This window comes from Roseateles sp. P1_C1_2 (assembly GCF_056406535.1).
The window spans coordinates 1-19,694 of the sequence record NZ_JBFUAB010000027.1; the positions used below are offsets into that span (position 1 = coordinate 1).

18 protein-coding genes are annotated in these 19,694 nt (G+C 67.8%); 12 read left to right on the forward strand and 6 right to left on the reverse strand.

The features are described 5' to 3' along the window. Positions 1 to 426 precede the first annotated feature (426 nt). Both AC1D2H_RS24175 and tsaE read right to left on the reverse strand, forming a co-directional pair. The gene (locus AC1D2H_RS24175; RefSeq protein WP_478012706.1) at positions 427 to 1,815 is read right to left on the reverse strand and encodes an N-acetylmuramoyl-L-alanine amidase; all 1,389 of its coding nucleotides are present in this window, start codon (positions 1,813 to 1,815) and stop codon (positions 427 to 429) included. Then, entirely contained in the window at positions 1,812 to 2,285 is a 474-nt protein-coding gene (gene tsaE, locus AC1D2H_RS24180; protein WP_478012707.1) for a tRNA (adenosine(37)-N6)-threonylcarbamoyltransferase complex ATPase subunit type 1 TsaE, read from the reverse strand. The genes AC1D2H_RS24175 and tsaE overlap by 4 nt, the downstream gene beginning before the upstream one ends. Between tsaE and queG the strand changes: the two genes are divergently transcribed. From queG to AC1D2H_RS24210, 6 genes are all read left to right on the forward strand, one after another. After that, positions 2,280 to 3,425 (forward strand): tRNA epoxyqueuosine(34) reductase QueG, encoded by a 1,146-nt coding sequence (gene queG, locus AC1D2H_RS24185; RefSeq protein ID WP_478012708.1) that lies wholly within the window; start codon positions 2,280 to 2,282, stop codon positions 3,423 to 3,425. The genes tsaE and queG overlap by 6 nt on opposite strands. Beyond that, entirely contained in the window at positions 3,422 to 4,033 is a 612-nt protein-coding gene (locus AC1D2H_RS24190; RefSeq protein ID WP_478012709.1) for a chalcone isomerase family protein, read from the forward strand. Before queG ends, AC1D2H_RS24190 begins: the two co-directional genes overlap by 4 nt. 36 nt (positions 4,034 to 4,069) lie before the next feature. Then, positions 4,070 to 5,044 carry a tripartite tricarboxylate transporter substrate binding protein BugE gene (locus AC1D2H_RS24195; RefSeq protein ID WP_478012710.1) on the forward strand — a complete coding sequence of 325 codons (975 nt, stop codon included), beginning with the start codon at positions 4,070 to 4,072 and terminating at the stop codon, positions 5,042 to 5,044. A gap of 215 nt (positions 5,045 to 5,259) precedes the next feature. Next, positions 5,260 to 6,138 carry a site-specific tyrosine recombinase XerD gene (gene xerD / locus AC1D2H_RS24200; RefSeq protein WP_478012711.1) on the forward strand — a complete coding sequence of 293 codons (879 nt, stop codon included), beginning with the start codon at positions 5,260 to 5,262 and terminating at the stop codon, positions 6,136 to 6,138. 147 nt (positions 6,139 to 6,285) lie between these two features. Continuing rightward, on the forward strand, positions 6,286 to 8,655 hold the full coding sequence (locus tag AC1D2H_RS24205) for a TonB-dependent receptor plug domain-containing protein (protein ID WP_478012712.1): 2,370 nt from the start codon (positions 6,286 to 6,288) through the stop codon (positions 8,653 to 8,655). Between the two features lie 24 nt (positions 8,656 to 8,679). Further along, positions 8,680 to 9,282, forward strand: coding sequence for a MarC family protein (locus AC1D2H_RS24210; protein ID WP_477931567.1), 603 nt, complete (start codon positions 8,680 to 8,682; stop codon positions 9,280 to 9,282). A 49-nt stretch (positions 9,283 to 9,331) separates the two neighbouring features. On the opposite strand, the gene AC1D2H_RS24215 is transcribed toward AC1D2H_RS24210, so the two are convergent. Together AC1D2H_RS24215 and AC1D2H_RS24220 are read right to left on the reverse strand one after the other, a co-directional pair. Next, a complete protein-coding gene (locus AC1D2H_RS24215) occupies positions 9,332 to 9,481 on the reverse strand; it encodes a hypothetical protein (RefSeq protein WP_477931566.1) in 150 nt (49 codons plus the stop codon). A 30-nt stretch (positions 9,482 to 9,511) separates the two neighbouring features. Continuing rightward, positions 9,512 to 10,063, reverse strand: coding sequence for a GNAT family N-acetyltransferase (locus AC1D2H_RS24220; protein ID WP_477931565.1), 552 nt, complete (start codon positions 10,061 to 10,063; stop codon positions 9,512 to 9,514). A gap of 276 nt (positions 10,064 to 10,339) precedes the next feature. Here AC1D2H_RS24220 and aceA point away from each other — a divergent pair, with 276 nt between their 5' ends. Then, positions 10,340 to 11,638 carry an isocitrate lyase gene (aceA, locus tag AC1D2H_RS24225; RefSeq protein WP_478012713.1) on the forward strand — a complete coding sequence of 433 codons (1,299 nt, stop codon included), beginning with the start codon at positions 10,340 to 10,342 and terminating at the stop codon, positions 11,636 to 11,638. Positions 11,639 to 11,824: 186 nt separating this feature from the next. After that, entirely contained in the window at positions 11,825 to 12,565 is a 741-nt protein-coding gene (locus tag AC1D2H_RS24230) for a hypothetical protein (RefSeq protein ID WP_478012714.1), read from the forward strand. Here AC1D2H_RS24230 and AC1D2H_RS24235 read toward each other — a convergent pair. After that, positions 12,562 to 14,112: a methyl-accepting chemotaxis protein gene (locus tag AC1D2H_RS24235; RefSeq protein ID WP_477931562.1), complete on the reverse strand. Its 1,551-nt coding sequence runs from the start codon at positions 14,110 to 14,112 to the stop codon at positions 12,562 to 12,564. The two genes, AC1D2H_RS24230 and AC1D2H_RS24235, sit on opposite strands and share 4 nt — an antisense overlap. Positions 14,113 to 14,241: 129 nt before the next feature. Continuing rightward, a complete protein-coding gene (locus AC1D2H_RS24240) occupies positions 14,242 to 15,381 on the reverse strand; it encodes an iron-containing alcohol dehydrogenase (protein ID WP_478012715.1) in 1,140 nt (379 codons plus the stop codon). 60 nt (positions 15,382 to 15,441) lie between these two features. On the opposite strand from AC1D2H_RS24240, the gene AC1D2H_RS24245 reads away from it, so the two are divergent. The 4 genes from AC1D2H_RS24245 to AC1D2H_RS24260 are packed head-to-tail and all read left to right on the forward strand — an operon-like array spanning position 15,442 to position 19,676. Then, entirely contained in the window at positions 15,442 to 17,139 is a 1,698-nt protein-coding gene (locus AC1D2H_RS24245) for a S10 family peptidase (protein ID WP_478012716.1), read from the forward strand. After that, entirely contained in the window at positions 17,136 to 18,062 is a 927-nt protein-coding gene (locus tag AC1D2H_RS24250; RefSeq protein ID WP_478012717.1) for an alpha/beta hydrolase, read from the forward strand. Before AC1D2H_RS24245 ends, AC1D2H_RS24250 begins: the two co-directional genes overlap by 4 nt. Continuing rightward, positions 18,059 to 18,916, forward strand: a complete 858-nt coding sequence (locus AC1D2H_RS24255; RefSeq protein ID WP_478012718.1) for a YbgC/FadM family acyl-CoA thioesterase — start codon at positions 18,059 to 18,061, stop codon at positions 18,914 to 18,916. Before AC1D2H_RS24250 ends, AC1D2H_RS24255 begins: the two co-directional genes overlap by 4 nt. A gap of 13 nt (positions 18,917 to 18,929) precedes the next feature. Next, a complete protein-coding gene (locus AC1D2H_RS24260) occupies positions 18,930 to 19,676 on the forward strand; it encodes a hypothetical protein (protein ID WP_478012719.1) in 747 nt (248 codons plus the stop codon). Positions 19,677 to 19,694: the final 18 nt, after the last annotated feature.

Below are 19,694 nucleotides of genomic sequence, written 5' to 3' on the forward strand. Positions count from 1 at the left end.
CTTCTGCCAAGGTCCTCATGACTCGCGTGCAGTGCCGCGGGAATCCGCCCCGCGAGGGCGGGTGACTTTTCTCTGACGCGCCAGAGAAAAGTCACCAAAAGAGGAGCGCTCAATGCAATCCGCACTCGAGCGGGATGAGGCGCTCGCAAGCTCGAACCGGGCCGCACCCCGAAGCGAACCGCTGCGCTCTCGCACACGACTTGTGAAGAGCGCCAGCGATCGGACCTTCAAGCCAGTTAACGCCGGCTGCACGCCGGGCTCATCAGCAAATACCGAACAGCCGCGTCGCCCGAGCGACGCTGCATTGGGCTGTTTTGATGAGCCCGGCGTGCAGCCGCGCGTCGGACGGGCTGCTGGTACCCGGCCGCCGGGACGGACTCCCGGCAATGCACCGAGCAAAAGGCACAGCCGCAAAAGCAACCCACCCTACAGCGTCGTGCTGCGCTTCCTCGCCATCGGCGGGTTCTTCGCAAAGTACTTGGCGATGCCTGAGGCCAGCGCGTCCACGAGTTCGTCCTGATAGTCCGGGTCGCGCAGCTTCTTCTCTTCTTCCGGATTGGAGATGAAGGCCGTCTCGACCAGGATGCTCGGGATGTCTGGCGCCTTCAGCACCGCAAAGCCGGCCTGCTCGACCTTGGCCTTGTGCAGCTTGCCGATCTTGCCGATCTGGCCCAGCACCTCGCCGCCGAGCTTGAGGCTGTCCTTGATCTGCGCCGTCGTGCTCATGTCGAGCAGAGCACGCAACACATTGGCGTCCTTGGTGGCGGCGCCGACGTTGACGCCGCCGACCAGGTCGGCCGCGTTCTCGCGGTTGGCCATCCAGCGCGCGGCGGCACTGGTCGCGGCGCCGTCGCTGAGGACGAAGACCGAGGCACCGCGTGCCTGCGGCGTGAAGAAGGCATCGGCGTGGATGGACACGAACAGATCGGCCTGCACGCGGCGCGCCTTGTGCACGCGGTCCTGCAGCGGCACGAAGAAGTCGGCATCGCGCGTCATCAGCACGCGGATGTTGGGGTTGGCCTGGAGGCGCTTGCGCAGCTTGAGGCCGACGGCCAGCACCACGTCCTTCTCGCGCAGCCCGGAGGGGCCGACGGCGCCGGGGTCCTCACCGCCGTGGCCGGGGTCCAGCGCAATGATGATGAGACTGTCGATCTTGGGCTCGGGCGCTGGCGCCGGTGCCGGTGGCGGCGCGGGCTTGGAGGCGGCCACGACCGGCGGCGGCAGAGGCGCCGATGCGACCGGGGCCGGTGCAGGCGGGCGCTCGATCTTCTGGATCAGATCGCCCAGCGCGTCGTTGACGGCGCTGGCCGCGGCCGCGGCGCGCTGGGCCGGGGAGGGCGCGGCAGCCGTCGGCGGCTTCTTGTCGCGCTCCTGCGCCAGGGCCAGCAGCGGGTCGGCCTCGAACTTGGGGTGGAGGTCGAAGACGAGGCGGTGCTTGTAGGCGGCCACCGGCGCCAGCGTGAAGATCTGCGGCGCCACGGGCTGGCGCAGGTCCAGCACGATGCGCACGACGGTGGGCGTGTTCTGGCCGACGCGCACGCCGGTGATGTAGGGGTCGTCGGCCTTGACCTTGCCGATCAGCTCGCGCAGCCCCGGGCTCAGCTCCAGGCCTTCGATGTCGATGACGAGACGGTGGGGCGAGTCGACGAGGAAATGCTTGACCGCCAGCGGCTGGTCGGACTCGATGGTGACGCGGGTGTATTCCTGTGCCGGCCAGACGCGCACGGCGACGATGCTGGCCTGGCTGGTCGCGGCCAGCGTGTCGGGCGCCTGCAGCAGCAGCGCGACGAACCCCAAGGTCTCCCGACGCTTCATGCCAGGGCCTCGACGAGCTTGGCCATTCCCACCACACGCACGTGGCGGCTGTCGTCGGGCATCAGCTCGATGAAGAGCTGCAGGTCAGGGGGCGGCAACTGGCCGGCCGCCTTCTCGGGCCATTCGCAGAGCTTGAGCCCCGGCGCGGCGAAGACGTCGCGAAAGCCGGCATCCTCCCATTCGCGCGGGTCGCCAAAGCGGTAGAAGTCGAAATGGCTTGCCGTCATGCCGCCAGGCAGCTCGTAGCTCTCCATGACGGCATAGCTCGGGCTCTTGACCCGGCCCGCGACGCCCAGGGCGCGCAGCAGCAGGCGCACGAAGGTCGTCTTGCCGGCACCCAGCGGGCCATGCAGTTCGATCAAGGCGTTGGGGGAGGGGAGCAGCGCCGCCGCGAGTGCGTCGGCGGTGACTTGGGCCGCGGCCTCGTCGGGCCACAGCAGATCGGTTTCTAGAATCGCAGACAAATGCAAGAGGTCCCGTCCACTGTCGATGCCGCCGCGCTGTTGATGCGTTTGCGCGGTTGGGCGCATGAGCTGGGATTCTCACAGATCGCCGTGGCCGGCGTGGACCTCAGCAGCGCCGAGCCCGGTCTGCAGGCCTGGCTGGAGGCCGGCCACCACGGCCGCATGCACTACATGGCCGCCCATGGCCTCAAAAGGGCGCGGCCAGCCGAGCTGGTGCCGGGCACGCTGCGCGTCATCACGGCGCGCATGGACTATCTTCCGGGCAGCACCGAGCCGGGCTGGCAGGCGGTCGAATGGGTCGGGCTGGCAACGCCTGAGCAAGCCCAGATCTCGATCTATGCCCGCGGCCGGGACTATCACAAGGTGCTGCGCCAGCGGTTGCAGAAACTGGCCGAGAAGCTGGAGGCCGAGGTCGGCCCGCTGGGCTATCGCGTCTTCACCGACTCGGCGCCCGTGCTGGAGGTGGAGCTGGCCGCGCGCTCGGGCCTGGGCTGGCGCGGCAAGCACACGCTGACGCTGCATCGCGAGGCCGGCTCGATGTTCTTTCTCGGCGAGCTCTTCATCGACCTCGACCTGCCGCTGACGGAGGCGACCAGCGCCCATTGCGGCGAATGCCGGGCCTGCATCGACGTCTGCCCGACGGCGGCGATCACCGAGCCCTACCGCGTCGACGCGCGGCGCTGCATTTCCTATCTGACGATCGAGCACGACGGCGCCATTCCCGAAGAGCTGCGCCCGCTGCTGGGCAACCGCATCTACGGTTGCGACGACTGCCAGCTGGCCTGCCCCTGGAACAAGTTCGCGCAGCCGGCCGTGCTGGCCGACTTCGACGTGCGCCCGGGCATGGCGGGAGCGCCGATTGCCGCGCTGCTGGCTTGGGACGAGGCGGAGTTCCTGCGCCGTACCGAAGGCTCGGCCATTCGCCGCATCGGCTTTACACGCTGGCAACGCAACCTCGCCGTCGCGGCGGGCAACGCGTTGCGCGTTCGGGACGATGCCGGCCTGCGCGCGGCTCTGGTGTTGGCGGGGCAGGGGGCCGATGCGCTGGTGGCCGAGCACATTGCCTGGGCCCTTTCCGCCCCGCCGTCATCTGCCGAATTGCCTGCCGCGTTATCGTCCGGCCCGTCCGTTGGAGCCCTTGAATGATGTCGTCCCTCCGCCGCCCCTTCGTTTCCTTGGCTGTCCTCGCGCTGGCCACCGCGGCCTCCCTGCCTGCCCATGCCGTGCGCTACGACGGCCAGGACTTCCCCGACACGCTGCAACTGGATGGCAGCACGCTGGCCCTGAATGGCACCGGCAAGCGCCAGGTGGCCATCTACCCGCTCTACCTGGCGGCGCTCTACCTGCCGCAGAAGGCGAGCAGCCCCGACGCGATCTACGCCCAGGCCGGCCCCAAGCGGCTGGAGATGCGCATCGTCATTCCGCTCGTGAAGGACGTGTCGACCCAGGAGTTCGTCAAGGCCATCAGCAAGGGCGTCAATCGCAACTCCACCGAGGCCGAGAAGGCGGCGGTGGCCGAGCGCGTGAAGCAGTTCAACACGGCCATTGCGGAGGTGGGGCGCGTGAAGAAGGGCGATCTGCTGCACATCGACTACCTGCCTTCCCATGGCGGCACCGTGCTGTCGGTCAACGGCAAGGTCTGGGGCAAACCCGTCGAGGGCCAGGACTTCTACACGGCCTTCCTGAAGGTTTTCCTGGGTGACAACAACAGCGACGCGAGGCTGCGCATCGGCCTGCTGGGGCAGTCGTCCTGAACTAGCATCGCCCCACCAACCAAGGAGACCGACCCCATGCAACGCCGTTCCGTCCTCCAAGCCGCCGCGCTCTCCAGTCTCAGCCCCTTGAGCCAGCTCTCCTGGGCCCAGGGCTACCCGACCAAGCCCATCCGCCTGATCGTGCCGTTCGCACCGGGTGGCACGACCGACATCATTGCCCGCATCGTCTCCGAGCGCATGAACGCCATCCTGGGCCAGACCATGGTGGTCGACAACAAGGCGGGCGGCGGCGGCACGGTGGGCGCGACCGAGATTTCGCGCGCAACGCCGGACGGCTACACGCTGGGCGTGGCCACGGTGTCGACGACGGCGTCCAACCCTGCCATCAACCCCAAGATCGCCTACAACCCGCTGACCGACTTCACGCCCGTCATCAGCATCGCGGCGACGCCCAACATCATCGCGGTGCACCCGAGCTTCCCGGCGCGCGACTACAAGGGCTTCGTGGCCGAGCTCAAGAAGAACCCGGCCAAGCACAGCTATGCGACCTCGGGCACCGGCGGCATCGGCCACATGCAKATGGAGCTGTACAAGACGCTCGCCGGCGTCTTCGTGCTGCACATCCCTTACCGCGGCGCCGGCCCGGCGCTGAACGACACGGTGGCCGGCCAGGTGCCGATGATCTTCGACAACCTGCCGTCGGCCTTGCCCTTCATCAAGGACGGCCGCCTCATCCCCATCGTCGTCGCCGCGCCGCAGCGCGTGGCTTCGCTGCCCAATGTGCCGACCTTCAAGGAAGTCGGCCTGGAGCCCGTCAACCGCATGGCCTATTACGGCATCCATGCGCCCAAGGGCCTGCCGCGCGACATCGTCGACAAGATCAATGCCGCCGTGCGCAAGGCGGTGGAGCTGCCCGACGTCAAGAAGCGCATCGAGGACACCGGCTCGCTGATCGTGGCCAACACGCCCGAGCAGTTCGCGGCCCAGATCGCGGCGGAGTTCGATGTCTACAAGAAGGTCGTGGCGCAGCAGAAGCTCAAGCTTGATTGACCTGAAGCCCCTCGTCCAAGGAGTACCTTGGCCGGGACCGCTCTGTGGCCAACGGCCGCAGAGCTTCGGCAGGCACATGCCGCCCACTGGGCGCCACGTGTCCGGCCGAAGCCCCCGAGGGGACGGCGATGCTTGCCGGATTGACCGGCAAGCACATCGCCATGGCGGGCCGGCTCGGGAGCGGCCCAGCGCTCGGCCCGAATACCTGGTGCGCCATGCCCGTTGATTCCGGTATCGAGGCTTTTGTCGAGGCGCTCTGGCTGGAAGACGGCCTCAGCGCCAACACGCAGGCGGCCTACCGCCGCGACCTGGCCGCCCTGGCGGCCTGGCTGGCGCCCACCGAGCTGGATGCCTGCAGCGAGCTCAAGCTGTTCGAGTACGCGGCTGCCAAGCCGGCGGGCAAGTCGACCAGTGCCAACCGGCGGCTGTCGGTCTTCAAGCGCTATTTCCGCTGGGCGCTGCGCGAGGGGCGCATCCAGGCCGACCCGACGCTCAAGCTGACGGCCGCCAAGCAGCCGCTGCGCGTGCCCAAGCTGCTCAGCGAGGCCCAGGTCAGCGCGCTGCTGGAGGCGCCCGACGTCGACACGCCGCTGGGCCTGCGCGACCGCGCCATGCTGGAGCTGATGTACGCCAGCGGCCTGCGCGTGTCCGAGCTCGTCACGCTGAAGAGCGCCCACGTCGCCTTCAAGGACGCCGTGCTGCACGTCACCGGCAAAGGCAGCAAGGCCAGGCTCGTGCCCTTTGGCGAGCATGCACGCGACTGGATGGCGCGCTATCTGCGCGAGGCGCGTGCCGCCATCCTGGCCGGCCAGAGCAGCGACGACCTCTTCGTGACGGCCCGCGGCGCCGGCATGACGCGGCAGATGTTCTGGACCCTGATCAAGCGACACGCGCTGGCGGCCGGCATCACGGTGCCGCTGTCGCCGCACACGCTGCGCCACGCCTTCGCCACGCATCTGCTCAATCATGGTGCAGACCTGCGCGCCGTGCAGCTGCTTCTGGGGCATGCCGACCTGTCGACGACGCAGATCTACACCCATGTGGCGCGGGAGCGCCTCAAAGCCTTGCACGCCGAGCACCATCCGCGCGGCTGAGTGTTTTCCCGCGGGCGGGTTGCACCGAAGCTTCGATCGTTTCGTTGGTTTCAAACCTGTCGGCAGGCCACAACACCCGCCCTCGCGACCCCTGCTGCGAGGGGCAAACTCCGCCGCCATCACAAATCAGATTCACGGAGTTCACCCATGCACGCCACCCGCCTGCTGCCGACCGCCCTCGCAGCCATCACGCTGTTTGCCACCGCCTCTGCCATCGCCCAGGAGACTGGCAGCCTCGAGCGCGTGACCGTCATCGGCTCGCGCAAGAGCCTGCCCGCCGCCTCCAGCACCGACACCCTGGTGCCCGTGGACATCTACTCGATGAGCAAGGCCACCGAGGGCGGTGGTCAATTCGACCTGGCGCAGACGCTGCAATACCTGTCGCCGTCCTTCAACTCGACGCGCCAGACCGGCGCTGATGGTGCCGACCTGATCGACTCCGCCGCGCTGCGCGGCCTGGGCTCGGACCAGACCCTGGTGCTGGTCAACGGCAAGCGCCGCCACACGGTGGCCCTGGTGAACCTGTTCGGCGCGCGCAACCGCGGCGCGACGGGCACCGACATGAACTCCATCCCGCTGCTGGCCATCGACAACGTGCAGGTGCTGCGCGATGGCGCGGCCGCCCAGTACGGCTCGGACGCGATTGCTGGCGTCATCAACATCCAGATGAAGAAGAAGGCCGGCTGCGAGGCCGTGGCCGGTTTCGGCCAGTACTCGGCCGGTGACGGCAAGAACTACCTCGCCAGCGCCTACTGTGGCGTCAAGCTGGCCGGTGGCACGCTGGGCATCACCGGCGAATGGCAGGACCGTGGCCGCTCCAACCGCGCCGAGGCCGACAACCCCCGCATCATTGGCGACACCAAGGTCACCAACAAGACGGTCTACCTGAACGGCGAGTTCCCGCTGACGTCCGACGACAAGCTCTATGTGACGGCCGGCGCCCAGGACCGCGATGCGTCCTCCGCGGCCTTCGCCCGTGGCGGCATCGGCTCGGACGACATCCCCTCGCGCAACTCCGCAGCGATGTACCCGAACGGCTTCGTGCCCTTCATCAACGGTGACATCACCGACCGCTATGTCATCGTCGGCTGGAAGTCCACCTTCGCCGGCTGGGACACCGACCTGTCGCAGACCTATGGCAGCAACAAGCTGCGCTACAACATCAGCAACACCATCAACGCGTCCATCGCCAACAAGGACCTGCTGGCGGGCGGCAAGGGCGTCAGCGCGACACGCTTCGACGCCGGTGGCTTCGGCTTCAGCCAGGCGACGACCAACCTCGACATCAGCCGCTTCTTCCCCGAGCTGCTCGGCGGCAGCAACATCGCCTTCGGCGCCGAATACCGCCGCGAGAAGTACGACATCGTCGCCGGCGAGCTGGGCTCCTACAACGACGCCGACGGCGTGGGCTTCGGCGGCAATGCCGGCAGCCAGGGCTTCCCGGGCTTCCAGCCGGCCGATGCCACCAACCGCAGCCGCAACAGCCAGGCCCTCTACGCCGACTGGGAAGCCAACTTCACGCCCAACCTGACCGTTGACGCGGCCGTCCGCTCCGAGCACTACAGCGACTTCGGCTCCAGCACGACCGCCAAGCTGGCCGGCAGCTACAAGTTCGGCAGCGCGGTGCTGCTGCGCGGCGCTGCCAGCACGGGCTTCCGCGCGCCCAGCCTGCAGCAGCTCTATTTCTCGTCCACCTTCACCGACTTCATCAGCGGCAAGCCGCTGGACGTGGTGCTGGCCCCCAACGGCAGCAAGATCACCACCGCCGCCGGCGTGCCCAACCTGAGGCAGGAAAAGTCCAAGAACTACACGCTGGGCGTCACGGTCAAGCCCAGCAGCGACACGGCGTTCACGGTCGACGTCTACCAGATCAAGATCAAGGACCGCATCGTGCTGTCCGGCCGCTTCGACGAGGACAACTACCCGGCGCTGGGTGCCATCCTGCAAGGCCTGGGTGTCGGCCAGGCGCAGTTCTTCGTCAACTCGGTCAACACCAAGACCGACGGCGTGGACCTGACCGCCTCGACCCGCGCCAAGCTCGGCGGCGGCACGCTCAACACCTTCCTGGCCCTCAACATCAGCCGCACCAAGGTCACCGGCGTCAACGCGCCGGCGTCGCTCAAGGGCTTCGAGGACGTGCTGCTGTCCGAGCGCGAGCGCCTCTTCATCGAGCAGGGCGGCCCGCGCGCCAAGGCCACGCTGGGCTTCGAGTACTCCGAGGGCGCCTGGACGGGCGAGGCCAAGATCATCCACTTCGGCAGCCAGACGCTGGGCACCTTCACCGGCACGGCGGGCGGCGAGCCCAATGCCTACTACAAGCCCAAGACGTCGATGGACCTGGGCCTGACCTGGCAGGCCACGCCGGCGCTCAAGCTCAGCATCGGCGGCAACAACGTCTTCAACGTGAAGCCGACCAAGCAGAACGACTTCGAGACCGACAACGGCTTCATCTACGACAGCGTGCAGTTCGGCCTGAATGGCGCGTCCTACTTCGCGCGGATGCACTACCGGTTCTGAGTCAGTCGCTGACAATCCGGGCGGATGGACCACAGCTTCCTCTCCGCCCTGATCCTGCTGCTGCTGGTGCTCGACCCGCTCGGCAGCCTCCCCGTCTTCATCCCCATCATGCGTGCGGTGCCCAAGGAGCGCCGCACGCGTGTGGCCTTGCGCGAGGTGGGCATCGCCTTCTGCGTGTTGTTCGCCTTCATGTTCCTGGGCGACAGCTTCCTGCAGGTCATGCACCTGTCCGAGCGCTCGCTGGAAGTGGCCGGCGGCGTCATCCTGATGATCATCTCCATCCGCATGATCTTCGGCAGCTCGGGCGAGTCGGCCTATGGACTGGAGCCGGGCAAGGAGCCCTTGATCTTTCCGCTGGCCGTGCCGCTGCTGGCCGGGCCCTCGGCCATGGCCACGGTGCTGCTGCTGGCATCACGCCAGCCTGACCGCATCTACGCCTGGATTGGTGCACTCAGCGCCGCGCTGCTGGTGTCCGGCCTCGTCCTCGTGCTGGCGGACCGCATCCGCAAGCTGCTGGGTGACTCGGTCGTCTCGGCCATCGAGAAGCTGATGGGCCTGGTGCTGACCGCGATCGCGGTCGAGATGGTGCTGGCGGGGCTGAAGCGCTACTTCATCGGCGGCCTGTGATGCCTCCTGGGTCGGGCTTTCTCCCGACCCGCCCCGCCGCAAGCCGGGCTTATTTGCCCTTCAGCTTGGCTTCCTTGCCCTTGGGCATGACGGATGTCATCGGCGCCACCGGGCGATCCGAGCCCGCCGCCTTGCCGGGGCCGGTGTCCTTCTTGGGCTTCTTCGCCATCTTGTTGCCGCGTTGTTCAGTGTTTGCCATCGGTCCCTCCTGGGTTGGTGAAAATTTGAACTATGCCTCAGCCTCGACCCGCGCACGAGCCGCGCTGGCCGCCCATTCGCTGGCCGTGACGTCGTAACGCTTGCAGTCCATGTCGTACCAGCGGCCCAGGCCGACGAAGCGCATGCCGATCTTCTCCATGACGGCGGAGGAGGGCGTGTTCTCCGGCTGGCAGACGGCGCAGACCAGCTCGGGCTTCAGCGTCTTGAAAGCCCAGCCCACCATGTGCCGGGCCGCCTCGCTCGCATAGCCCTGGCCCCAGGCGTCCTGGCGCAGCCGCCAGCCGGTCTCCAGCGGCCCGGCCGGGTCGCGGTTCAGGTGCTGGATGCAGCCGGTGCCAATCAGGTCGCCGTTGTCCTGACGGATGAAGCCCCACCAGGAATAGCCGAGCTCGGCCCAGCGGGCCTTCACGCGGTCGATCATGGACTGCGTATCCGCCGGCGTGTCGGGGCGACCGGTGATGTAGCGCATGACGACCGGATCGCTGTTCAGTCGGTGCAGCGCATCGAAATGGCTGTCGTTCAAGGGCTCGAGCCGCAGCCGGGGGGTGATCAGAACCGTCATGGAGCAAGGTGGGTGGTGTGGCGGAGCGCCGCATTCTGGAGGGAGCGATTCTCACGATTCGAAAGTCACTTTTCAAATGGTGAAAATCACGCATGCTGCACCGCCGCATGATTTCTCATTATGGTGAATTGCCTTTCGTGATTTGAAAATACAAACGCAACTCATTGTTTTGTAAAGAGAAAGTTTTTTGTCTTATATAAGACTCGGGTCTTCACAAGGCGGGGCTCAAGGCCTAGTCTTGCGGCATCGGTTTTCGATGTTTCAAAGGAGTACTGCATGACCCGCCTCACCCGTGACCAACAGATCGCCGCCCTTGAAAAAGACTGGGCCGAGAACCCCCGCTGGAAGGGCATCACCCGCGGCTACAGCGCCGCCGACGTCGTGCGCCTGCGCGGCTCCATCGAGATCGAGCACACGCTGGCCAAGCGCGGCGCCGAAAAGCTCTGGGGCCTGGTGAACAGCGAACCCTTCGTCAACGCGCTGGGCGCCCTGACCGGCAACCAGGCCATGCAGCAGGTCAAGGCCGGCCTGAAGGCCATCTATCTGTCGGGCTGGCAAGTCGCCGGTGACGCCAACAGCAATGGCGAGATGTACCCCGACCAGTCGCTGTACTCGGTGGACTCGGTGCCCAAGGTCGTCAAGAAGATCAACGCCACCTTCCAGCGCGCCGACCAGATCCAGTGGAGCGAAGGCAAGGACGACATCGACTTCTTCGCCCCCATCGTGGCCGACGCGGAAGCCGGCTTCGGCGGCGTGCTGAACGCCTTCGAGCTGATGAAGGCCATGATCGAAGCTGGCGCCGCGGGCGTGCACTTCGAAGACCAACTGGCCAGCGCCAAGAAGTGCGGCCACATGGGCGGCAAGGTGCTCGTCCCCACCCGTGAAGCCGTCGCCAAGCTCGTCGCCGCCCGCCTGGCCRCCGACGTGATGGGCACGCCCACGCTGCTGGTCGCCCGCACCGACGCCGAAGCCGGTGACCTCGTCACCGCCGACATCGACGACAACGACAAGCCCTTCTGCACCGGCGAGCGCACGGTCGAAGGCTTCTACCGCACCAAGAACGGCTTGGACCAGGCCATCAGCCGCGGCCTGGCCTATGCGCCCTATGCCGACCTGATCTGGTGCGAGACCGGCAAGCCCGACCTGGCCTTCGCCAAGGCCTTCGCCGACGCCATCCACGCCAAGTTCCCCGGCAAGCTGCTGGCCTACAACTGCTCGCCGTCGTTCAACTGGAAGAAGAACCTCGACGACGCGACCATCGCCAAGTTCCAGCGCGAGCTGGGTGCGCTGGGCTACAAGTTCCAGTTCATCACGCTGGCCGGCTTCCACAGCCTGAACTACTCGATGTTCGAACTGGCCCACGGCTATGCCCGCCACCAGATGAGCGCCTTCGTCGAGCTGCAGGAGAAGGAATTCGCCGCCGCCGAGAAGGGCTTCACCGCGGTCAAGCACCAGCGCGAGGTCGGCACCGGCTACTTCGACGCCGTCACGACGACCATCGAGGCCAACGCCTCGACGGCCGCCCTGAAGGGCTCGACGGAGGACGAGCAGTTCTTCGACGCCAAGCACGGTTGATTAGTCAGAGCGTCAACTCCTGACCTTTGTGGCCCGCTTCGGCGGGCCTTTTTCTTTGTCATCTGCGCGTCATACTTGCGTCACAGACTGCGCGCCATGAACACAACAACAAATACAAAGTTCAGTCTCGCGTTCCGGCTCGGCTCCTGGTGGGGGCAGCGGCGTGAAACCAGCCGCCGTGAGGCCTTGCGCAAGTGCTGCCCACCGGCCACCGTCGCGGCCGAGCAGATTCCTCCCGCCATCCGCGCCGCCTGGGCCCATCACGCACCCGACGAATTACCTGGCCTTGCCACCGACGACGGTGCCTGGCTGCGCTGCTCGCTGGGCCTCGCGCAGTTCTTCGAGGCCTGCCGACTGCAACGGGAGCAGGGGGCTTGCGCCCTGCCCAGCAAGGCGGCCGATTCGGTCTGGCATGTCTGGCTGAAGCTGGACCCGGCCGGGTTGGCGGACTGGCAGCAGCGCTACTTCGGCCGTGTCGTCGAGCACCGCGAGGGCGCGGAGCTGGGGGCTCCCCTGGAGGACTGCCTGGCTCGCTCCTGGACGGGTGCCTGCCGCAGCGAAGGCCTGGAACTGCTCGGACCCAAGCTACCGCTGCTTTTTGCCCTCGACGGGCTGCTGCGCCTGCCCACGGGCTGGGCTTACGGCTATCAGCAGGGCACGCTGGCGCACCGCCAGATCGATGGCTTCGGCAAGCCCAGCGGGGATGTCGTGATGCACGCGGCCATGGGCGGCGCCGCCCTGGTGGCCCTGGGCCTGGTCACCCAGTCGGAGCTGGCGAGCGCGCTGCGCCGGCGCCAGAGCAGCGACAGCGGCAGCAGCTGCGGCAGCAGTTGGAGCTCGGACGCCGGCAGCAGCTGCGACACCAGCAGCTCGGACGGCGGCGGCAGCAGCTGCGGGTCGAGCTGCGGTGGCGGTGGCGGCGACTAGCGCCGGGCGACCTGGAAGGTCCCGACGGCGCCGTTGAGCGTCGCCGCCTGCTCGCGCAGGCTTTCGGCCGCGGCCGTCGATTCCTCGACCAGCGCGGCGTTCTGCTGCGTGACCTGGTCGAGCTGGGCGATGGCGATATTGACCTGCGCGATGCCGTCGGACTGCTCGGCCGTCGCGGTCGTGATCTCGCCCATGATGTCCTTGACGCGCTGCACGGCGCCGACGAGCTCGTTCATGGTCTTGCCCGCCTCGGCCACCAGGCGCGAGCCGGCTTCCACGCGCTCGACGCTGCTGCCGATCAGGCTCTTGATCTCCTTGGCTGCATCGGCCGAGCGGCCGGCCAGCGAGCGCACCTCGCCCGCCACGACGGCGAAGCCGCGGCCCTGTTCGCCGGCGCGGGCCGCCTCGACGGCCGCATTCAGCGCCAGGATGTTGGTCTGGAAGGCGATGCCGTCGATGACACCGATGATGTCGGCGATCTTGCGCGAGCTGGTGTTGATCTCGTCCATGGTGTTCACCACCTGGGCCACGACCTCGCCACCCTTCTGGGCGACGCTGGCGGCCGACACGGCCAGCGAATTCGCCTGGCCGGCCGACGCCGCCGAGTTCTGCACGGTGCCGGTCAGCTGTTCCATGGCGCTGGCCGTCTCTTCCAGGCTGGAGGCCGCCTTTTCGGTGCGCGCGCTCAGGTCCTGGTTGCCGCTGGCGATCTCGGCCGACGCGGTGCCGATGGACTCGGCCGAATCACGGATGCTGCCGATGGTCTGGGCCAGCGTTTCGCGCATGCGGCGCAGCGTCGTCTGCAATTTGCCGATCTCGTCGGAGCGCGCCGTCTGACCTTGGCCCGAGCGCATCAGATTGCCGTCCGCGACGCGCTCGGCCAGCTCGTTGGCCGCCGCCAGCGGCACCGTGATGCTGCGCGTGATGGTCCAGGCCGCCGCCACGCCCAGGGCCAGCATGGCCAGGCCGAAGCCCAGCAGCAGCATGCGGCCGTTGCCGTTGGCGGCGTCGATGCCGGCCGCGGTCTGGTCGATGGCCTTGCGCTGGTAGTCCAGGAACTCCTGCATGCGCGCCAGATAGACCTTGGAGCCGGGCACGAAGACGTCCATCAGCAGCTTGTCGGCGGCCTCGGCCTGGCCGTCCTTCTTCAGCTTGACGATCTCGTCGCGTGAATCGATATAGACCTTGCGCGCCTTGCCGACGGCGTCGAACAGCGCCTGCTCCTCGGGCGAGCGGATCAGCGTCTTCAGCTTGTCCTGCATCTCGCTGGAGGTCTTGGTGGACAAGGCCTGGTCGTCCTTGAACAGCTCCACCAGGGAGGCGTCGGAGCTCTTGGCGATGGCCATGGTGCGGCGCACGCCGGAATTGATGTTGCGGTTCCAGTCGGAGATCAGCCTCTCCTTGGCCAGCGGCTCGTCCATCATCTGGCGCGTGGCCGCGGCCGTCGAGGCCAACCGCCACGAAGCCAATGCAATCACGCAGGCGGCCAGCGCCAGCACCAGCGCAAAACCGGCTGCCAACCGTTTGCCGATGGATAGCTTGTTCATGATGTCTCCAGTCCTCTCATCTCTATGTCGCGCAGGCGCGCGGGCAACAGGGGATGCTAGTGCGACGTTACAAGCCGTGTCGGCTTCAAACTGGGACTTCGGTCACGCTCCCTGCGTTGAAAACGATGTTCAGCGCGAGGCCGCCAGCAAGCTCCGGTACTCGTCGGCGGTCGCGATGCGCGGATTGGTCTTGTGGCAGTGGTCGACCAGCGCGCGCTCGATGATGCGGTCGTCCAGGTCAGGGCCGACATCCATGGCGGCCAAGCCTGCCGGTAGGCCGAGACGGGCGTTCATCACCGTGATGGCATTGGCCACCGCGTCGGCATCGCTGCCGGCCAGGTTCATGGCCTGGGCCAGCCGTTCGATGCGCCGGTCGCGCCGCACGCTGTCGGCCTCGGCGTTGAAGCGGATGACGGCCGGCAGGAAGACGGCGTTCAAGGTGCCGTGGTGCAGGCGCGGGTTGAGGCCGCCCAGCGCATGGCTCAGCGAATGCACCGCGCCCAGGCCCTTCTGGAAGGCCATGGCGCCATGCACGCTGGCGCACATCATGTCCATGCGGGCGTCGCGATCCTGGCCGTCGCGCGTCGCGCGCTCGATGGACTGCCAGCCGCGGCGCAGGCCCTCCAGCGCGATGCCGTCGGCCGGCGGATTGAAGGCCGGCGCGAGGAAGGTCTCGATGCAGTGCGCGATGGCGTCCATGCCGGTGGCGGCCGTCAGGGCGGGCGGCAGCTTCAGCGTCAGCGCCGGGTCGCAGATGGCGGCCTTGGGCAGCAGCTCCCAGTTGTGGAAGCCCAGCTTGCGGCCGTCATCCACGATGAGGATGGCGCCGCGCGCCACCTCGCTGCCGGTGCCGGCGGTGGTCGGCACCGCGATCAGCGGCAGCACCCGGGGGCTGATGTTGACGGCGCCACCCTCGATGGTGGCGTAGCTCTTCAGCGGCCCCTCGTGCGTGGCGGCGATGGCCACGCCCTTGGCCAGGTCCATGCTGGAGCCGCCGCCAATGGCGATGAGGCCGTCGCAGTCGAACTCCCGGGCCACCGCCACCGCCAGCCGCACGGCGGCTTCGGTCGGGTTGGCGGGGGTGCGGTCGAAGACGGGTGGCTTGACGTCGAAGGCCGCCAGGGCCTCGTCCAGCACGCCGGCAGCGCGCACGCCGGCATCGGTCACGACCAGGGGGCGGCGGATGCCGATGCGCTCGCATTCGGCAGGCAGCAGCCGGCTGGCGCCGAACTCGAGCTCGATGCGGGTCAGGTAGAGGATCTGGGCCACGGCGCTTTCTCCACACAATGTCTTTCCTCATGGTAGTGCCGCATGTCTAGACTTGCCGTCATGCGTGCGACTACCTCGACCCTGCTGCTCTCCCTCGTTCTCGCGGCCTGTGGCGGCGGTGGGGGAGGGGGCGCATCACCGCCGGTGACGCCGCCGGTCGACAACCAGCCCGGCCTGACCGACGCGACGGTCTATTCCTCGGCGGCCGATGCGTCGCTGACGGGCGCCGTCGAGGCTGCCGCGGTCAGCACGCAGACATTGACGGCCAATGGCCAGACGCTGAGCTACACGGCCACCGCCGGCCACCTGATCGCACGCGACGCAGCGGGTGCCGCCGAGGCCTCGGTGTTCTACGTCGCCTACACCCTGCCCGGCGCCGACGCCGCGACCCGGCCCGTCACCTTCTTCTACAACGGCGGCCCCGGCTCGGCCTCGGTGTGGCTGCAGCTCGGCAGCTTCGGCCCCAAGCGCCTGGTCAGCAATGCCCCCGACACGACGGCGGCGCGGCCCTTCCCGATGATCGACAACGCCGAGCACCTGCTCGGCCAGACCGACCTCGTCTTCATCAACGCGGTGGGCACCGGCTACTCCCAGGCCATCACCCCTTTCACCAACCGCGACTTCTGGGGCGTGGACAGCGACGCGGCGCTGTTCCGCGACTTCATCCAGCGCTATCTGGCCATCAACAGCCGCGCCGCCTCGCCCAAATACCTCTATGGCGAAAGCTATGGTGGCCCGCGCACGGCCGTGCTGGCGCGCCGGCTGCAGGAGGCCGGCGTCATGCTCGACGGCGTGGTGCTGCAGTCGCCGGCCATGGACTACAACAGCAATTGCGGCATCACCGTGGCCCAGGGTTGCGGCGGCTTCCTGCCCAGCTTCGCCACCGTCGGCGCCTTCCACCGCCTGACCCAGCCGATACCGGCCGACACGAATGCCTGGGCGGCGCAGGCGCGGGTCTACGCCGACCAGGTCTACACGGGGGCCCTGCAGGCCTGGCTCGCCGGGGCGCCGACGCCGGCGATCTGGCAGCCACTGGCCGACCTGACCGGTCTGCCTGCGGCGCGCTGGCAGAACAGCCTCAATGTGTCGGCTGACAACTTCCGCATCTGGCTGATCTCGGGCCAGCAGCTCGGCCGCTACGACGGCCGCATGAAGGCGGCCATCGGCAGTGCCCTCGCGGCCGACGGCGATGTGTCTAGCACCTGGATCAGCGACAGCTTCGCCACCGGCATCGCGACCCATCTGCGTGATCACCTTGGCTACCGCAACAGCTCCACCTATGTCGTGCTGAGCAATGCCATCAACTTCTGGAACTTCGCCCATGCCGGCCGGCCCTTGCCCGACACCTTGCCGGACCTGTCCGCGGCCCTGGCCCAGAACGCGCGCCTGCGCGTGCTCGCCATCAGCGGCTATCACGACCTGGCCACGCCCTTCCACCTGACCGAGAGCGACCTGGCCCGCGTGGACGCCAGCCGCGTGAAGATTCGCAACTACCCCGGCGGCCACATGAGCTATCTGGACGATGCCACCCGCGCCGCCCAGCTCGCCGACCTCAAGGCCTTTTACGCCAACACGCTGGCCCTGCGCGCGGCGGCCGACCTCGGTCCCGAGCGGCGTGCGCAGCAAGCCCGGCCCGCCGTGGCCGTCGACCGCGCCGGTGTGCCGCAGCTGCCGGGCAGCGTGGCGCCGACCAACGAGAGCGCCTTCCAGGCGCCGCTGCGCGACCCCTGGGTGCCGCCGACAATGCGGGCCCGATGACCGATCCGAGCCCGCTTTCTCCCCGCATGGCCGAACTGCTGACGCGCATCCAGCGCGCCAAGCGGCCACCGTTCCACTCGCTGACGCCGCGCGAGGCCCGCCTGGCCTACCGCATGGGCGCCGAGATCCTGGACCTGCCGCGTGCGCCGCTGGCCCGCGTCGAAGACCTCGAAGCCGCCGGCCGTCCGGCGCGCCTGTATGCACCCAGCGCCGGCAAGCTGCCCGTGCTGCTCTATCTGCATGGCGGCGGCTTCACTATTGGCGACCTGGAGACGCACGACAGCCTGTGCCGCCAGCTCAGCCAGCGCAGCGGCGCGGCGGTGCTGGCCCTGGACTACCGCCTCGCACCCGAGCACCGCTTCCCGGCCGCCGTCGACGACGCCTGGGCCGGCCTGGCCTGGCTGCACGACCAGGCATCGACGCTGGGCCTGGACGGCAGCCGCCTCGGTGTCGGCGGCGACAGCGCCGGCGGCACATTGGCCGCCAGCGCGGCCTTTTTCGCGCGCGATCGCGGGCTGCCGCTGGCTATGCAGTTGCTCATCACGCCAGGGACCGACAGCGACATGAGCCATGACTCGCACCGTCGTTTCGCCGAGGGCTATCTGCTTGACGCGATGAGCATCGAGTGGTTCTTCAGCCATTACATCGACCCAGACCAGCGCCGCGACTGGCGCTTCGCGCCTTTGCACGCCGAGGACCACAGCGACCTCGCACCCGCCGCCGTGCTGCTGGCCGAGGCCGACCCGCTGGTGGACGAGGGCCTGGCCTATGCCGACGTGCTGCGCGCCGCCGGCGTGCCGGTGCAACTCGAACTCGCGCGCGGCGTCACCCACGACTTCATCAAGATGGGCCGCAGCCTGCCCGAGGCTCTCACGGCCCTGGACTTCTGTGCCGCGGCCATCAAGGAACACCTCCAGCCATGAAACGCCAGGACTTCCGCTTCCTCGAGCCACTGCGCGTGCGCTGGGCCGAGATCGATGCCCAGGGCATCGTCTTCAACGGCCACTACCTGACCTATATGGACACGGCCATCAGCGGCTACTGGCGCGCACTGGCGCTGCCCTATGCCGACACGATGAAGATGCTCGGCGGCGACCTCTTCGTGCGCCGCGCCGCGCTGGACTACCTCGCCTCGGCCCGCTACGACGACCGCCTGGACATCGGCGTGCGCTGCCGCGAGTTCGGCAACAGCTCGATGAAGGTCGACGGCGCCTTCTTCCGTGGCGACCAGCTGCTGGTGCAGGCCGACATGGTCTACGTGTTCGCCGACGCGGTCGCGCAGACACCCCAGCGCCTGCCCGACGCGCTGCGCGACGTCATCAACGGCTTTGAAGCCGGCCAGAGCGTTGTCGACGTCAGCGTGGGCGGCTGGAAAGAGCATGGCGAGGCCGCCGGTGCCATCCGCCGCCAGGTCTTCATCGAGGAGCAGGGCATCCCGGCCGACATGGAATGGGATGCCGCCGACGCGAGCTGCCTGCACGCACTGGCGCGCAACCGCTTCGGCGTGCCCTTGGCCACCGGCCGCATGCTGGAGCACGTGCCCGGCGTCGCCAAGATCGGCCGCATGGCGGTGCTGCGCTCCATGCGCGGCACGCAGATCGGCCGCCAGGTGCTGGATGCGCTGATGGCCGAGGCGAGAAAGCAGGGTTACCGCGAGGTGCTGCTGCATGCCCAGCTGTCGGCCGAGAATTTCTATCTGCGTGCCGGCTTCCAGCGGCGTGGCCAGCCTTTTGAAGAGGCGGGCATCGCGCATGTGGAGATGGTCAGGAACCTGTGAGCAGAATCCCCGAATGATTGAGGCGATCCGCAGGCTGATTGCAGGTCGGGAGGCGCGCGGCAAATCAAGCCCTGCGGCGAGTCTGTGTCGAGGCTATCTGACGCTGTTCGATGCGGTGGAGCGGCCGGCGACGGCGCTGATTCCGTCGCAATGGCTTGATGGGCTCGAGGGCGGTCGGGTCTCGATCAACGACGGCAGCGAACGGCCGATGAAGGACGGGCTCAAGCTGCTCGGCAAGACAAGCCTGGCAAACCTTGAGTCGTTTCTTGTGTTCAATGATCTGGACGCGTTGGTCTTTGCGGCGTCGAGTTGCCCTCGAATTGGACGAGGTGTCTTCGAAATGACGTGGATTGCGGCGGACCCGGCTGCCGAGTTCATGAACGGCGGGCCGCTGGATGATCTGGCGGGTCATGGCCAGCTTCACTACGGCTATTGCAGGCGTCTTGGGCTCGATATGTCGCCCCTCTCCGAAAGCAAGGTCCACAAGTCGCTTCTGGGTGCGACAAGCGTGCGCGTGGACGCCGCAAAACAGGGCTGGCTCAGCGGCCGCGACGATGTGAAGGCCGGCGCCGTTCGTGGCCTGTATCCGATCAACTACTGGTCGACAGAAGCGCTGATGGAATTGAAAGCCCTTGGCATTGTTTGGCCGGCGGACTTGCAAGTCGGCGTTGGATTGAACCGGATAGATGCCGCGGCACAGCTTCTCATCGAGTCCGGCAATCCGGCCCTGCGTCGCTTTATGCGCTTCGGGTCGACCTGATCCGTCCGGCCGGGGCTT

Bases quoted from the DNA above. Each gene is read 5' to 3' on its own strand.
- AC1D2H_RS24215 (WP_477931566.1), bottom strand. From the start codon at position 9,481: ATGGCAAACACTGAACAACGCGGCAACAAGATGGCGAAGAAGCCCAAG.
- AC1D2H_RS24250 (WP_478012717.1), top strand. From the start codon at position 17,136: ATGACCGATCCGAGCCCGCTTTCTCCCCGCATGGCCGAACTGCTGACG.
- xerD (WP_478012711.1), top strand. From the start codon at position 5,260: ATGCCCGTTGATTCCGGTATCGAGGCTTTTGTCGAGGCGCTCTGGCTG.
- AC1D2H_RS24205 (WP_478012712.1), top strand. From the start codon at position 6,286: ATGCACGCCACCCGCCTGCTGCCGACCGCCCTCGCAGCCATCACGCTG.
- AC1D2H_RS24190 (WP_478012709.1), top strand. From the start codon at position 3,422: ATGATGTCGTCCCTCCGCCGCCCCTTCGTTTCCTTGGCTGTCCTCGCG.
- AC1D2H_RS24220 (WP_477931565.1), bottom strand. From the start codon at position 10,063: ATGACGGTTCTGATCACCCCCCGGCTGCGGCTCGAGCCCTTGAACGAC.
- AC1D2H_RS24210 (WP_477931567.1), top strand. From the start codon at position 8,680: ATGGACCACAGCTTCCTCTCCGCCCTGATCCTGCTGCTGCTGGTGCTC.
- AC1D2H_RS24245 (WP_478012716.1), top strand. From the start codon at position 15,442: ATGCGTGCGACTACCTCGACCCTGCTGCTCTCCCTCGTTCTCGCGGCC.
- AC1D2H_RS24235 (WP_477931562.1), bottom strand. From the start codon at position 14,112: ATGAACAAGCTATCCATCGGCAAACGGTTGGCAGCCGGTTTTGCGCTG.
- AC1D2H_RS24255 (WP_478012718.1), top strand. From the start codon at position 18,059: ATGAAACGCCAGGACTTCCGCTTCCTCGAGCCACTGCGCGTGCGCTGG.
- AC1D2H_RS24175 (WP_478012706.1), bottom strand. From the start codon at position 1,815: ATGAAGCGTCGGGAGACCTTGGGGTTCGTCGCGCTGCTGCTGCAGGCG.
- AC1D2H_RS24260 (WP_478012719.1), top strand. From the start codon at position 18,930: ATGATTGAGGCGATCCGCAGGCTGATTGCAGGTCGGGAGGCGCGCGGC.
- queG (WP_478012708.1), top strand. From the start codon at position 2,280: ATGCAAGAGGTCCCGTCCACTGTCGATGCCGCCGCGCTGTTGATGCGT.